This window comes from Pectinatus sottacetonis (genome assembly GCF_015732155.1).
Taxonomy (GTDB): domain Bacteria; phylum Bacillota; class Negativicutes; order Selenomonadales; family Selenomonadaceae; genus Pectinatus; species Pectinatus sottacetonis.
Genome location: NZ_WIQK01000001.1, coordinates 899191 through 914759, shown reverse-complemented (window position 1 = coordinate 914759; position 15569 = coordinate 899191). Strand labels below are relative to the sequence as shown.

General features: G+C 31.9%; 12 protein-coding genes and 1 CRISPR repeat array. Of the genes, 10 read left to right on the top strand and 2 right to left on the bottom strand.

Translation table 11 applies throughout. The annotated features are described in order from the left end of the window. Positions 1-252 precede the first annotated feature (252 nt). The 10 genes from cas6 to metF all read left to right on the top strand — a co-directional run bounded on the left by cas6 (position 253) and on the right by metF (position 13520). On the top strand, positions 253-975 hold the full coding sequence (cas6, locus tag I6760_RS04255; protein WP_196593241.1) for a CRISPR-associated endoribonuclease Cas6: 723 nt from the start codon (positions 253-255) through the stop codon (positions 973-975). 16 nt (positions 976-991) lie between these two features. Beyond that, positions 992-2695: a Cas8a1 family CRISPR/Cas system-associated protein gene (locus I6760_RS12685; RefSeq protein WP_196593240.1), complete on the top strand. Its 1704-nt coding sequence runs from the start codon at positions 992-994 to the stop codon at positions 2693-2695. Between the two features lie 20 nt (positions 2696-2715). Beyond that, positions 2716-3606 carry a type I-B CRISPR-associated protein Cas7/Cst2/DevR gene (cas7i, locus tag I6760_RS04245; protein WP_196593239.1) on the top strand — a complete coding sequence of 297 codons (891 nt, stop codon included), beginning with the start codon at positions 2716-2718 and terminating at the stop codon, positions 3604-3606. Beyond that, on the top strand, positions 3599-4321 hold the full coding sequence (gene cas5b, locus I6760_RS04240; RefSeq protein ID WP_196593238.1) for a type I-B CRISPR-associated protein Cas5b: 723 nt from the start codon (positions 3599-3601) through the stop codon (positions 4319-4321). Before cas7i ends, cas5b begins: the two co-directional genes overlap by 8 nt. 70 nt (positions 4322-4391) lie before the next feature. Then, positions 4392-6671, top strand: coding sequence for a CRISPR-associated helicase Cas3' (gene cas3, locus I6760_RS04235; RefSeq protein WP_196593237.1), 2280 nt, complete (start codon positions 4392-4394; stop codon positions 6669-6671). Then, on the top strand, positions 6668-7168 hold the full coding sequence (cas4, locus tag I6760_RS04230) for a CRISPR-associated protein Cas4 (RefSeq protein WP_196593236.1): 501 nt from the start codon (positions 6668-6670) through the stop codon (positions 7166-7168). Before cas3 ends, cas4 begins: the two co-directional genes overlap by 4 nt. A 14-nt stretch (positions 7169-7182) precedes the next feature. After that, complete coding sequence (gene cas1b, locus I6760_RS04225; protein ID WP_196593235.1) at positions 7183-8175, top strand: type I-B CRISPR-associated endonuclease Cas1b; 993 nt, start codon at positions 7183-7185, stop codon at positions 8173-8175. Between the two features lie 4 nt (positions 8176-8179). Further along, a complete protein-coding gene (gene cas2, locus I6760_RS04220) occupies positions 8180-8458 on the top strand; it encodes a CRISPR-associated endonuclease Cas2 (protein WP_196593234.1) in 279 nt (92 codons plus the stop codon). Between the two features lie 358 nt (positions 8459-8816). After that, positions 8817-9709: a CRISPR direct-repeat array (repeat unit 30 nt; unit sequence GTTTTGAATCTAGCAGCATGTAATGTAAAT). 686 nt (positions 9710-10395) lie between these two features. Continuing rightward, a complete protein-coding gene (metE, locus tag I6760_RS04215; protein ID WP_231036086.1) occupies positions 10396-12666 on the top strand; it encodes a 5-methyltetrahydropteroyltriglutamate--homocysteine S-methyltransferase in 2271 nt (756 codons plus the stop codon). Beyond that, positions 12666-13520, top strand: coding sequence for a methylenetetrahydrofolate reductase [NAD(P)H] (gene metF / locus I6760_RS04210; protein WP_196593233.1), 855 nt, complete (start codon positions 12666-12668; stop codon positions 13518-13520). The genes metE and metF overlap by 1 nt, the downstream gene beginning before the upstream one ends. 174 nt (positions 13521-13694) lie before the next feature. Here metF and ribH read toward each other — a convergent pair whose 3' ends face one another. Next, complete coding sequence (gene ribH / locus I6760_RS04205; RefSeq protein ID WP_196593232.1) at positions 13695-14159, bottom strand: 6,7-dimethyl-8-ribityllumazine synthase; 465 nt, start codon at positions 14157-14159, stop codon at positions 13695-13697. A gap of 105 nt (positions 14160-14264) precedes the next feature. Next, a complete protein-coding gene (locus tag I6760_RS04200) occupies positions 14265-15479 on the bottom strand; it encodes a bifunctional 3,4-dihydroxy-2-butanone-4-phosphate synthase/GTP cyclohydrolase II (RefSeq protein WP_196593231.1) in 1215 nt (404 codons plus the stop codon). Between the last annotated feature and the right edge of the window lie 90 nt (positions 15480-15569).

Here is a 15569-nt window from a genome sequence, read left to right as displayed (position 1 = left end):
ATATAATTGATATTAACAAAAACATCAAAGGCGTTATAATTATCTATAAAAGGAGCTGAATAATGTGATAAATTATAATGTTTTTATATTTTTATTCATTATACTGTTAATAATTATTAAAAAATAACTGCTATGGTATCCAGACCATAGCAGTTATGAAAAAGGGCAGCAGCATTTGCTGCTGCTAACTATCTAATATTATTGTATCAATTAAATGTTAAGAAAACAAATTAATATTAAGGAGGTGAAAATATGCGAATACAATTAAAATTTTGTTTAAAAAAGCCACAGCTACCTATAGATTACAGGGCTGCCTGTGTTTCTTTTATGAAAAGTGCATTAGGAAATTATGATAAAAGATTTTTTGATTTATATTATGATAATGGAGCACAAATAAAAAGTTATGCTTTTTCTGTAAGAATACCACGACCTAAATTTGAAACAGATAAGATAATTTTAGCAGGAGATAAGATTGAGCTTAACTGGTCAGCGGCCGATGAACGTGATGCCATAATTTTCTATAATGCTTTTTTAGAACGTAAGAAGAAAATTTTTGAATTAAAAGATGATAATGCTATGACTTTAGAAAAAATAGTTATTTTACCGGAACATAAAATAACTCAACCGCAGCTAATTATAAAAATGCTGTCACCATTTATAGTACGCATCCATAATAAAGAAAATAATACTAATCGTTATGTAAAATATGATGATGATGATTTTATGGAGCAGGCTAGGAAAACAATAACGGCACAGATTGAAATGATGGGATTAAATACATCTTTATTAACTGGTTTTACAATTAAACCAGTACAGGCCAGAAAATGTGTAGTGAAAACTTTTAAACATACTTGTGACGGAACTATTGGAATTCTGCAAATGCAAGGGCAGCCTGAACTATTAAATATACTTTATAGAGCAGGCATGGGAGCGAATCGTTCCATTGGTTTTGGCTTGTTTGAAAAAATTTATTAAGAAAGGGGGGACTTTAGTGGATGAATATATAAGTTTCTATAGTAGTGATTTTTTATACAACGCCGGAATTGTTGGTTTTATTAATTTATTGGAAAATGTTCAGGCGGTTGAAAATGATGATTATATAGTCAAAGGCAATGAATTTAAAGTAAAAAAAGAATTTTTTCTAAATACAGATTTAGCACAAGCTTATATTGATACATGCATAGAAAAATTTGGTGGTTCTAGTGCTTATACAAGGCTATTGGGAAAAAATACCGAAAAAATAAAAATGCTTACTGATAAATATGCTGAAGCTGAAGATAAAAGTATAAAAAAGAAGTTGGATGAGGAATATAAGAAGTTACTTGATGTTGCTGGTTTAACAAGAAGCAGTTATATAACAGCTTGTGACATATTAAAAAATAAACATATTGATTTAGATTTAAAAGCAGAATGCAAAAATATTAAAGCAATTAAAGATTATAATGAAAAATATCAATCTTTATTAAAACTGCAAAAAAAATTGCAAGATAATAATTGCCGTGAAACTTTTCTAATGAAAGATATTATGTATTCACGCATAAATTCTATTTGGTCGGGTAAATCTTTCCTGAACACCAAAAATGCTAAAAAAGATATTAAGAAAATTTATTACAGTGACTTTATTGAACCAGTAATAAAATATTTGCAAAAACCGCCTAAAGAAAGGAAAAGCAGCAGGTACTGTATTGTTTGCGATGCAGTGATGTCTAAACCAATTGATATATCTTTTCTTAATGATTCAGCTGATGATATGAGTAGAAAGAAATCAGCTTTTTGGAATTGTAAACCTGATGCGCAGCTATGCCCATTATGTGCCTTTATTTACAGCATGGCACCTTTAGGATTTGTGCCAATGCAGCGGGATATGCTTTTTGTAAATGATAATGTTAATATTAGAAAAATGCAGAAGATCAATAATGGTATTAAAGCTGAGAATGAAATTCCTGAAGATGAAAATGATAGAAATCTTTGGTATCAGATATGGAATAAGATTATTCAGAACATAATAAAAAATAAATTAAAAGCGCTTAGAAACATTCAAGTAGTAGTACGGAAGAAAGATACAGGAAAATATAATTTTAATATTATTGCAAAAGATATATTGGATTTATTAGAAAGATCATTTAAATATATTGGCTATATTGGAAATAAATTTATAAAAACACCATCAGGAATAAATGTTAATATACAAGAAGAAGTTTTAAAAAATATTTTTCGGCGAACTGATTTATATGCCATGATGAATAAAATATTAAACTATTCTATGAAAGAAAACATACAGGTGAATTTTCTAGATAATGTTTTACAAATACAGCAAATGATAGTGGGAGGGAAAAAAATGGAGCAAGATTGTGTTACACAAGACGATATAGTTAATATAAAAGCAGCAGGTAAACAATTACGCAGTTTCGCAATTGTTGACAAAAATGGAATGAACGCTGATGAAGATGGTAAATTAAGGGGATATGCTTATAAACTATTGGGTGCATTACGCGTAAATGATCAAGCCAAATTTTGGCAAATATTAACTCGTATGTACTTAGGTTATAGTAAAGCAATACCAGAAACTAATGTTTTTTTGAAAGCATTTAAAAATGAAGATAATTTTAAACAATTAGGCTATGCTTATATTTTAGGATTAAAAGATAATCATAAAGTAGAAAAAAATATTAAACAAAAAACTAGTGTTGAATAATGAAAGGTGGATTTACTATAATGAAAAAAAATGGTTTAACGGCAAGTTTTATAATAGAAACAGAAAGTGCTAATTATTCCGAAGGAATGGGGAATATAGCAGTATTAAAAAAAATGAGTAGAGCTGATAGAAAAGAATATACATATATTTCTCGTCAGGCACTGCGCTATAATTTGATGAAAAATGCGGCTTGGGATAATACTCCTGTATTGGCATCAGGCAGTGGTAGTAAAAAAGTAGTTCAGTTTGCACCGGAGGCCACAATTAAAGATTATCCGGAAATTGATTTATTTGGTTATTTGAAAACGATTGCTAAAACAGATACAGAGAAAGGCGGTTCAAATAAACGGGCGGCAGTAGTTCGTTTAAGTAATGCCATTGCCATGGAAGCTTATAATGACGATTTTGACTATATGACTAATATGGGATTAGCTGATCGTATTACAACAGAAAAGAATGTAAATTCAATTGCCCAAAGTGAAATTCATAAATCTTTTTATACTTATACGATAACAATAGATCTTGATAAAGTGGGTATTGATGGTGATATTGAAATAGATAATAAAGAAAAAGCCAATAGAGTAAAGACTTTTATTGATGGTGCGCAGTTTTTATATCGTGATATTAAAGGCCGCCGGGAAAATATGAACCCGATATTTGCCATTGGCGGCGTATATACCCGAAAAAATCCTTATTTTGAAAATCGTTTAAAATTCGATTTTAAAAATCATTTAGCGGTGGATTGTCTGACAGAATTAATGCAGGATGATGATGTGAAAGAAAACACCACGGTAGGCTGTTTAAGTGGTATATTAGTTAATGACAAAGAAATCAAAGAAAAACTCACAGTAAATACTATTAGTGAATTTTTTGCTAAATTGAAAACAGAAGTAGATGCTTATTATGAATAAAGCTATTCGTATAAAATGCAGTCAGCAGTTGGCAAATTATCGCAAGCCTACCAGTTTTCAAATAAAAGAGAGTTATCCCTTGCCACCATATTCAACGGTAATTGGTATGATTCATACTGCCTGTGGTTTTACTGAATATCATCCCATGGATATAAGTATTCAAGGAAAGTATCATAGTGCTGTCAGTGATATGTATACTAAATATGCTTTTGGGATAGCCTATGAAGAGGCCCGTCATCAGGATTGGGTAAAAAATGGTGACAAAAGAGCTGGGATAAATATCGGTATAGGTTATATCGAGCTTTTAACTGACATAGAATTAGTTATTCATATAAAGCCAGAGAATGAAGCTGATATATCAACAATACAGCAGGGCCTCTTATTTCCGCAAAATTATTTATCGTTGGGTCGCCATGAAGATTTACTGCGGATTGATCAAGTCAAAACAGTAGAATTAAAAAAATGGGATGATGATTTACTTTTAGAAAAATATGAGGCATATATTCCTATTAAGTATTTAAATGATATAGATTTAGAAGAAACGGGGACAATTTATAAACTGAATAAAATTTTTTATATTAATAAACAGGGGTTAAGACGATGGGATAAAAAAATATTAGTTTCTCATGCTGCTGTGGCAAAAGATTTAGACTTTGATGAAAATAAAGAAATAGTTTATATTGATGAAAATAAGTTACCGGTATTTTGGGCATAAAAAAGGGCATTAGTATATAGAAAGTGTTATATACTAATGCTTTTATCATATATAGGTATAGGAGAAAAATATGAAATATTGGGCAAAATCTGAACCAAAAATAACAATAGCCAGGCATACTAATGATTTACAAAAGATATGGAATGCATTTATAGTAACTTATGCAGCAATATTTACTGACAATGAGCAACAGTTGATTTCTAAAGCAGTTGAGTATCATGATTTGGGGAAACTAAATCTATTATTTCAAGAAAAAATTAATACTAATAAAAATACTATTGATGGAGAAATACCACATGGTTTTTTAAGCTGTGTTTATTTGTTTAGCAATGATATAAAAAAGAAAATGCAAAAAGATGAAGCGATAAAAAATGATATACGAATATTATTAACAGTAATATATAATCATCATACAAGAAAGGATAACTGCGATTCCATAATATTAAAAGAATATATAAAACAATATCTACCTGAAAAATATACTGACGAAATTACAAATAAGAGCTATACATTAACGGATAATCGAGGGAAATTTTTAAAATATATTATACCAGCATTACGTAATAAAACAGATGATGGATATGTTGAAAAAGATGTTTTATTAAAATATATAGTAATAAAAGGAATGCTTAATCGTGTTGATTATGCAGCCAGTGCGGGTATGACAGAATTAGAAATCATTCCACCCAAAACAAATTTTTTAACTAATAAAATAGTAGCGCAGCTGAAAGAAAAAAAATGGCAGTTACGACCAGTGCAAAAATATATGCAGCAACATAAAAATGACAATTTGGTAGTTATTGCATCAACCGGCTGTGGAAAAACAGAAGCAGCATTATTATGGCTTGACGGGCATAAAGCATTTTATACGTTGCCACTAAAAGTATCTATTAATGCCATACATGACCGTATTTGTAATAACTATGGGTATGATAAAAATAAAATAACTTTATTGCATTCGGGCTTAGTTTCTTATTATTTAGACCAAGAGGATAATAAAGAAAAAATAAAAGTGATAGAGGAAACATTAGAACGACAGAAAAAAGCTAGATTATTATCATATCCTTTAACAATTTGTACAGTAGATCAATTGTTTTACTTTGTCTTTAAAGCAGCAGGTACGGAGATGATTCCGGCAACACTTAAATATTCTCGTATAATAATTGACGAAATACAGATGTATTCACCGGATATTTTAGCGTATATATTATATGGATTAAAAGTAATCACAAAACTTGGCGGTAAGTTTGCCATAATAACAGCTACGTTTCCCCCCATTTTGCGGGAAGTTATGTGTGAGCAAAAAATAGGCTTCGTATCACCAGAGGAAAAATATTTTGTTAAAGAATGTGCTGAACGTCATAAAATAAAGTGCATTGAAGGCGAATTTGATTATGAAAAAATTTTTGCCACGGGACAAAAACAGAAAGTGTTAGTGCTTTGCAATACAGTAAAAAAAGCACAAGATATATATTGTAAATTAAGGGAATGCAATAAAGATGGTGAAGAAAAGACAATAATAAGATTATTACATAGCCGTTTTGTGCGCAAGGATAGAGCAATATTAGAAAAAGCAATAAAAGATGATTCGCTGTTAAATAGGCCAATTATTTGGATAAGTACTCAGATTGTTGAAGCCAGCCTTGATATAAGTTACGATATTTTGTTTACGGAAATGTGTCCAGCAGATAGTTTGCTGCAGCGAATGGGACGTTGCTGTAGAAAAGAAAACTATACTGATAAATATCCAGATGGGCAGATTAATGTATATATTTATAATACAGGTAATGGTATAGGAAAAAAATCAGTGTATAAATTTGATGAAATAAATAATAATTCATGGCAGTTATTACAGCAGTATGATGGAAAAATATTTACCGAAAAAGAAAAATTTAATTATATTGATGCTGTTTATGCAGTAGATTCATTGAAAAACAGCCAATATTATTTACAAGTAAAAAAGAATTTAAAAACATTGGAAGATCTTTTATATAATTCTATAAATCAGGAAATGGCCAGGAAATTATTCAGAAATATTCAAAGTATAACAATTTTACCGGATAGCTTACTAACAGATAATATCGAACTGCGAAATGCAATTGCTGAATTTAAAGAAAATAAAAAAATGTCATTACCAGAAAGAATACTTTTAGAAGAAAAAATACGGCAGTATACTGTTGATATTCCAGCTAGTACACTTTTCAATAAAGGCCATTATATAGATAAAACATTGTATAGTAAAAAATTAAATATACACAGAGCATGGTGTAAATATGATTTTTCTGAACACAATAAAGCTGGAATAGGAATTCAAATTGAAAAAACCGAAGATGAAAATAATATTATATGAGGTTTTATTATGAAAAAAGTAACTGGTGTAATGATTCTTATTATTTTTTATGTAAACGTAAGTTATGGCTTTTTGCTCATGATATAAATATGGAACAGGAAAGTGAAGCTGTTTTTATTGGTAAACTTATTGATGAATCAACCTATAAAAGAGAAAACAAACATATTTTAATTGATGATATAATATGTATCGATTATATTAATAATGGTATTGTGTGTGAAATTAAAAAGAGTAAAAAACAAAAGCAAATGGCAATAAGTCAGATTAAATATTATTTATATGTTTTACAGCAGCATGGTTTGATGCATGTGAAAGGACGATTGGCTATACCAAAAGAACATATTAGTGAAGATGTGGAGTTAAGCGAGCAGGATATTGGTCAAATAGAAGAAAATTTGCAGGCAATAAATGAAATATTAAATTTATTAGTTCCACCATCAATAGATAAAAAAGCAGCATGTAAGTCGTGCGCATATTATGAATTTTGTTATATATGAAGTGGGGGAAAACAATGGAACAATCATATTATGTTTTTAGTAGTGGTAGTTTAAAGCGAAAGGATAATACACTGCAACTTTGTTTAGATAGTGGGCAAAACAAAGATATTCCTATAGAGCGTGTACGCGATATTTATATTTTTTCAGAGATGACCTTCAATACTAAATTAATAAATTTTTTATCGCAAAATGGTGTAATAGTACATTTTTTTAATTATTATGATTTTTATGCAGGTAGTTTTTATCCAAGAGAAAAACTAGTATCAGGAGCTTTACTAGTTAAGCAGGTAGAACATTATGTTGAACTGAACAAAAGATTGGTGTTGGCAAAAGAATTTGTGACAGGTGCATATGAGAATATATATCGTAATCTACGATATTATAATGGACGTGGTAAAGATGTTTCGGAAGTAATGGATGAAATAAAAACACTATATTCGCATATAAAGTATTGCAAAGATGTTTATGAGCTAATGGGTGTAGAAGGAAATATACATAAATGTTATTATACTGCATGGCAGACGATAATTGATGTGGATATCAATTTTGATAAGCGAGAGAAACGACCACCTAAAAATATGATAAATACATTAATATCATTTATAAACTCAATAATCTATACTAAAGTTTTAACTGAAATATATAAAACACAAATAAATCCAACCATTAGTTATTTACATGAGCCTTCAACTAAAAGGTTTTCTTTATCCTTGGATGTAGCAGAAATTTTTAAACCGCTTATAGCAGATAGACTAATATTTTCATTGCTTAATAAAAAAATAATAACAGAAAAAGATTTTGATCAGGAAGTAGACTATATACGTATGAAGGATAGTATTGCGAAAAAAATTCTGGTAGCAGTTGATGAATATTTGAAGAAGACGATAAAACATAAGACTTTGAATCGTGATGTATCATATCAGCATCTAATACGATTAGAAATTTATAAATTAATAAAACATTTAACAGGAATTCAAGAATATAAGGCATTTAGAATATGGTGGTGATACAATGTATATTGTTTTGGTTTACGACATAAAAACCGATGAAGGTGGAGCAAAAATATTACGCAATGTATTTAAAATTTGTAAAAAATATCTGACACATATACAAAATTCAGTATTTGAAGGAGAATTATCAGAAGGACAAATCTTAGAATTAAAAATAGAAATAAAAAAATATTTACGCGAAGGTGTGGATTCATGCATAATATTTAAGGGCCGTAATAATATATGGATGAAAAAAGAATTTGTGTTAGATGAAGATGATAAAACAAGTGTCTTTTTATAGAGGCATATAATTATTTTCTCGTTGTGCCAGTTAAAATTACTGTTTTTCCATAATATTTAATGAAATATATTTTTAGTTGGTTAAATTTATGCTATCTAACGGTTATAATTTTATAACTGTTAGATAAGATAGGTATGGCATTTTGTAGAAGAGAAAATAAAAATGCTAAGAATAGGTATATTTTCTGTCGATCGGTAATAATGCAAAAACATGGTGGGTACGACAGAAGGTTAAAGACATGATAATAAAGAATATAATAAAAGTATAAAATAATTTTTTAATAATTTCTTTGCAAAATCAGGGGATCGACAAAATGGAGCTTATAAGTATTGAGTATATAAGAAAAATTTTTGTTCCTGTTTTGAATCTAGCAGCATGTAATGTAAATTCGTAATTGATGGCTTTTGCTATCGAACTCTATACTTGTTTTGAATCTAGCAGCATGTAATGTAAATTAAGTCTCCACCGGTAAGTGTTATTTTTTGTGTCCAGTTTTGAATCTAGCAGCATGTAATGTAAATGCATAGGGCAAACACCTTCCTTGCTTTTGTTCATCGGGTTTTGAATCTAGCAGCATGTAATGTAAATAAATCCGTGTCAACTTTTATGGCCTTTTCAACTAAGTTTTGAATCTAGCAGCATGTAATGTAAATAAGTTATTTGTAAATCATCTGACTGCCCAGAAAGATGTTTTGAATCTAGCAGCATGTAATGTAAATATAAAAGTAAAAATGCTGGATGGAGGAAAGTTTAGTGTTTTGAATCTAGCAGCATGTAATGTAAATTCTAATCATCTCCGGTTGCATATTCACTATTTTACAGTTTTGAATCTAGCAGCATGTAATGTAAATCAGTCAAGGCCTAATGTTTTTATAAAAGTCCGACACGTTTTGAATCTAGCAGCATGTAATGTAAATTCTACTCTTCTTCCAGAGTAGACCAAATTTAATATCTCGTTTTGAATCTAGCAGCATGTAATGTAAATCAGTATTATACAGAAGATAAAATTTATCGTATCGAAGTTTTGAATCTAGCAGCATGTAATGTAAATAATGACTCCGGTCGGTATTATTGTATTAACACCTTTGCGTTTTGAATCTAGCAGCATGTAATGTAAATCAACAGCAGGTAAAGATTGATATGTTCATGAACGGTGTTTTGAATCTAGCAGCATGTAATGTAAATTGAATACCGCTACCTTGATGCGGTTGACGTTAATTGGTTTTGAATCTAGCAGCATGTAATGCAGATCTAATATTCAAATAATAATAAAAACTGTTATAATTTCATAATTGTTAAGATAAAATAGGTGTGGTTTTCTGTCCGCCCTTAGAAGGGCGGGGGACCATGCGCAGCATGGTGGTGGGTTGCATAGATAGAACAGACGAAAATCAGTACCTTGTTATATTACGATATTGACAATACTAAAATATTCATGGTTTTGCTATGATGGTGCTATAACAATAGATAATATATAACCTGTGATGTATTAAGAAATAAGGTTGATCTATTATTTTTCTTAGTGAGAATTAGTAACTATTTCATATATTTATAATTTATATTTCGTTGCTTTATCTAAATAAACGATAATAGCTGAAAACCTCGTTGTAAAAATGTGTTCAGTAGCCTGTATTGTACTTATCCTAAAGTTAGAGGGCGGAATGCAATCCACCATCGCTGAAGCGGGTCCCCGCCCTTCTAAGGGCTGACAAAAGGACCATAGAAAATAAGAATACTGAGAACAATTATATTTTCAGTCGATCGGTAATAAGGCAAAAACATAGTGGGAAGTTTTGCATCCAAATATATAATTATAAAATAAAAGTTACTTTTTATCTTATACATAGTTAAAAACTATACTTGACTATATGTAAAAACAATTATCTATAACTAACTATTTTTGTTATACTTTTCATAATAAAAGAAAAGAGGAGATTATGATGAAGACGTCAATTATTGGTTTTCCCCGAATTGGTGCACATAGAGAATTAAAATTTGCGGTTGAGAAATATTTGAAAAAACAGTTATCACTTAATGAACTAGTAGAAGAAGGAAAGCAAATACGCAAGAAAAATTGGCTTTTACAGAAAGACAATGATATTGATATAATTCCATCAAATGATTTTTCTTTTTATGATGGAATGCTCGATACAGCGGTCATGCTTAATGTTGTGCCAAAAAGATATAAGATGCTGGGACTCAATGATATAGATGAATATTTTGCAATGGCTCGTGGTTATCAAAACGATGCTGGTGATGTTAAAGCGTTGATGATGAAAAAATGGTTTAATACCAATTATCATTATATGGTGCCGGAATTTAACGATGATACGGAAATAAAACTGGCAGCAGAAAAACCGCTTAATGAATTTCGGGAAGCGCAAGCATTGGGAATAAAAACAAAACCAGTTATTGTAGGTCCTTTTACCTTTTTAAAGTTGGCCAACTTTACCGGACAGAAAAAAATGATTGATTTCGCTGACAGTATAAAAAAAGCGTATATCGATTTATTAGATAAATTCAGTCAACTCGGGCCAGAATGGGTACAGCTTGATGAACCTGTGCTGGTTACTGATCTTACAGTGGAAGAGATTAGTTTATTTGTTGATATATATAGGGATGTTCTAAAAGAAAAACATGGTATAAAAATATTATGTCAGACATATTTTGGTGATATTCGGGATTGCTATGAAACGATAAAGAAGCTTTCTTTTGACGGAGTGGGAATAGATTTTGTAGAAGGTAAAAACAGCCTGTCACTTATTGAAAAAAATGGTTTTGATGCGGATAAAGTACTTTTTGCCGGTATAATAAATGGGAAAAATATTTGGCGTAATCATTATAAGAAAACCATTGGATACATTGATGAATTAAAAAAATATGCAGCTAATATAGTGCTTAATACATCGTGTTCTTTACTCCATGTTCCGGTTACATTGGAAAATGAACATAATATAGACGCATATAAAAAATATTTTTCTTTTGCGGTAGAAAAGCTGCATGAATTGAAGGAACTAAAAATAATATTGCGGGATACAGTGTTTGCAGATACTGAAGAATATAAAAATAATGTAGAACTGTTTAAAACACAAAGATATATTCCCAATAAAGAAGTACAAAGTAAAATAGCCGATTTAAGTGATACTGATTTTGAACGATTACCTGTACGCAGTGAAAGAGAAAAAATCCAAAAAAGAGAATTTAATCTGCCTGTACTGCCGACGACAACAATAGGATCTTTTCCTCAGACTAAAGAAGTCCGTGATAACCGATTCGCTTTTAGAAAAAAGCAAATTAATAAGGAAGCATATATAAAACAAAACAAGAAATTTATTGCTGACTGTATTCAGTTGCAGGAAGAAATAGGACTTGATGTGCTAGTTCACGGCGAATTTGAACGCAATGATATGGTAGAGTACTTTGGAGAAAATCTGGAAGGATATATTTTCACGGAAAATGCATGGGTACAGTCATATGGAACGCGTTGTGTAAAGCCACCGGTCATCTGGGGTGATATATCACGCCGTCAGCCAATTACCGTAGATTATATAACTTATGCTCAGAGCTGTACTAAAAAACTGGTAAAAGGAATGCTGACAGGCCCAATAACCATACTTAACTGGTCATTCCCACGTGAAGATATTTCTTTACAGGAAAGTGCATTCCAGATAGGGCTGGCTATTCGTGACGAAGTACTTGATCTTGAAGCAAATGGCATTAAGATTATTCAGATTGATGAAGCAGCACTGCGGGAAAAGCTGCCCTTACGCAAAGCTGACTGGCATAGTGAATACCTTGATTGGGCTATTCGGGCTTTCAAGCTTGTTCATAGCGGCGTAAGTGCAGAAACACAGATACATACACATATGTGTTATAGTGAATTCAATGATATTATTAAGGATATAGATAATATGGATGCAGATGTTATTACCTTTGAAGCTTCCCGTTCGGATTTTACCGTTGTAGATGCCTTGAATGCTGCAAATTTTGCGACAGAAGTTGGTCCGGGTGTTTATGATATCCATTCACCGCGTGTTCCCAGTGTAGAAGAAATTGAAAATGAAATTATAGGTATGTTGAAAAAAATTCCTATAGATAAGCTTTGGATAAATCCCGACTGCGGATTGAAAACAAGAGGAGTAACTGAAACTAAAGCTAGTTTAAAAAATCTTGTATGTGCGGTAAAAAATGTCAGGGGAAGAATATAATGCATACAAATGAAGTTTTTAAAAATAAGACAGTGTTGTCTTTTGAGGTCTTCCCGCCTAAGGATAGTTTGACAGTAGATGCCATAGATAAAATCATAGTACAATTAAATGAACTTTGTCCTGATTTTATAAGTGTTACCTGCGGTGCAAATGGAAATGGTGGGAAAAATACTGTCCAGATAGCATCATTGATTAAAAATAAATATAAAAGAGAAAGTGTTGCCCATTTACCAGGCATAAATATTACTAAGGATGAAGTAAAGCAGATATTATATGAACTTCAGGCTAACAATATAGAAAATATACTTGCATTGCGTGGTGATCGCGGTGAACAGGCTGCTTATAAAACAGATTTTAAATATGCTAGTGATTTGGTCGCTTTTGTTAAAGAAAATAGTGATTTTAACATAATCGGAGCGTGTTATCCTGAGGGACATATTGAAGCCAAAAGTAAATCCGCTGATATAAAAAATCTTAAATATAAGGTTGATGCAGGAATAAACCAACTTATATCGCAGCTTTTCTTTGACAATAATTATTTTTATTCTTTTATAGAACGAGCAGAAAGCATGAACATTAATGTGCCGATCGAAGCCGGTATTATGCCGGTGACAAGTAAAAAGCAGATCGAGAGGATGGTTACCCTTTGTGGTGCTACGCTACCAAGAAAATTTCAAAGAGTAATAGCAAGATATGAGTCAGATCCTGTTGCCCTGCGTGATGCGGGTATTGCCTATGCTGTTGACCAGATAGTTGATTTATTGGCACATGGAGTAGATGGAATCCACATATATACAATGAATAATCCTTATATTGCAGCGACAATCAGTAATTCCATACGCAGTTTATTATGACTGCCATCAGCAAAAAGAGGCCGCCGCATAATTGCCATTAACCTCATAAAGTACAGTTCATTACCGCTTTGCGGTTCTGATTCTTTTGCGAACGGATTAAAATGAATCAGTGCATGTTTATGGATGAGAATGGCTATGTGCGACAGCCTCTGAATTTTATAAAATTGTCTGATCTTATAACTTTTTGAGCAAATCAGCCATTTCGATGGCACTCATGGCAGCATCAGAACCCTTATTGCCTGCTTTTGTGCCGGCGCGTTCAACGGCTTGCTCAATATTTTCAGTCGTAACTACACCAAATATAGTTGGTACACCAGTGGAAAGGCCGACGGCAGCAACACCTTTGGATACTTCATTGCATACATAATCATAATGGGTTGTTGATCCGCGGATAACGGCTCCCAGGCAGATAACGGCATCATAGTTATTGCTAAGGGCCATTTTTTTTGCAACAATAGGAATTTCAAATGCGCCGGGAACCCACGCCACGGTGATATCGTCCTGGTTTACGTCATGTCTGTTTAAAGTATCTAATGCTCCTGATAATAATTTGTTGGTAATAAATTCATTGAAACGAGCTACTATAATACCAAATTTTAAACCTTTGGCTGTTAAATGACCTTCGATGATTTTTGCCATAATGATAATCCTCCAGATATAATTAAATTTTTGTGAAAAGCAATGTAAATAATTTTATTTTAAATGTGATATAGACGGCTGTTTTTATAATTATTTATTTGCTGATTATTCCGTAGTAATATTTTCCAATAAATGTCCCATTTTTTCTTTTTTTGTTTCAAGATATTTTGCATCAAAATTATTGGCGGGTATTTCTAGAGGTACTCTTTCTACTATTTTCAAGCCATAGCCTTCTAAACCGGCTCTTTTTTCTGGGTTGTTTGTCATTAAGCGGATACTGGTAAGGCCAAGATCAGCAAGTATTTGGGCACCAATGCCATAGTCCCGCATATCAGGAGCAAAACCCAATAAAACATTAGCCTCTACAGTATCTTTGCCTTCATCCTGCAGTGCATAGGCACGAATCTTATTACCAAGACCAATACCGCGTCCCTCCTGGCGCATATATAATACAACGCCCTGGCCTTCTTTTTCTATATATCGCAGTGCTTTTGCCAGTTGGTCGCCGCAATCGCAGCGCAGTGAGCCTAAAACATCTCCAGTTAAACATTCGGAGTGGACACGCACTAATACATTCTTTTTACCGCGTACATCGCCTTTTATTATAGCAATATGGCATTTGTTTTCTAATTCACTTTGATAAGCAGCTATTTTAAATATACCGTATTTGCTGGGGAAATCAGCCTCAGCAATTTTTTTGACAAAACATTCAGTGCGTTTGCGATATTTTATTAAATCAGCAACTGTTATAAAAGTTAAATCATTTTTTTTGGCAAATTCATATAATTCTGGAGTACGGGCCATATGTCCATCTTTACTCATAATTTCACAGCAAAGTCCGGCTGGCTTTAATCCGGCTAACCGCGCCAGGTCGACAGTGGCTTCCGTATGTCCAGTACGGTGCATAACACCGCCTGCAACTGCACGTAATGGAAAAATATGGCCGGGACGGCGCAGGTCAGAAGGTTTTATATCATCCTGCATCATTTTCTGTACAGTTAAGGCACGTTCAAAAGCAGAAATACCAGTTGTTGTATCAACGTGGTCTACAGAAACAGTAAATGCCGTTTCGTGATTATCAGTATTGTTAGCAACCATTTGGTTAAGTTCCATTTTGTCAATTAGAGAAGCCTCCATTGGCATGCAGACTAATCCTCTGGCGTGGATAGCCATAAAATTAATTATTTCTGGTGTTACTTTTTCTGCCGGAGCGATAAGGTCGCCTTCATTTTCTCTGTCCTCATCATCTACAACAAGAACCATTTTTCCTTTTTTAAAATCTTCTATTGCTTTTTCAATAGAATCAAATTTTATATTCATATTAAAGCTCCTCTTATAATAAATTTTGTAAGTCAGCCTACAAAGCTTAGTTTATATATTTTGTTATAATTTATGCGGTATGGTAGATAT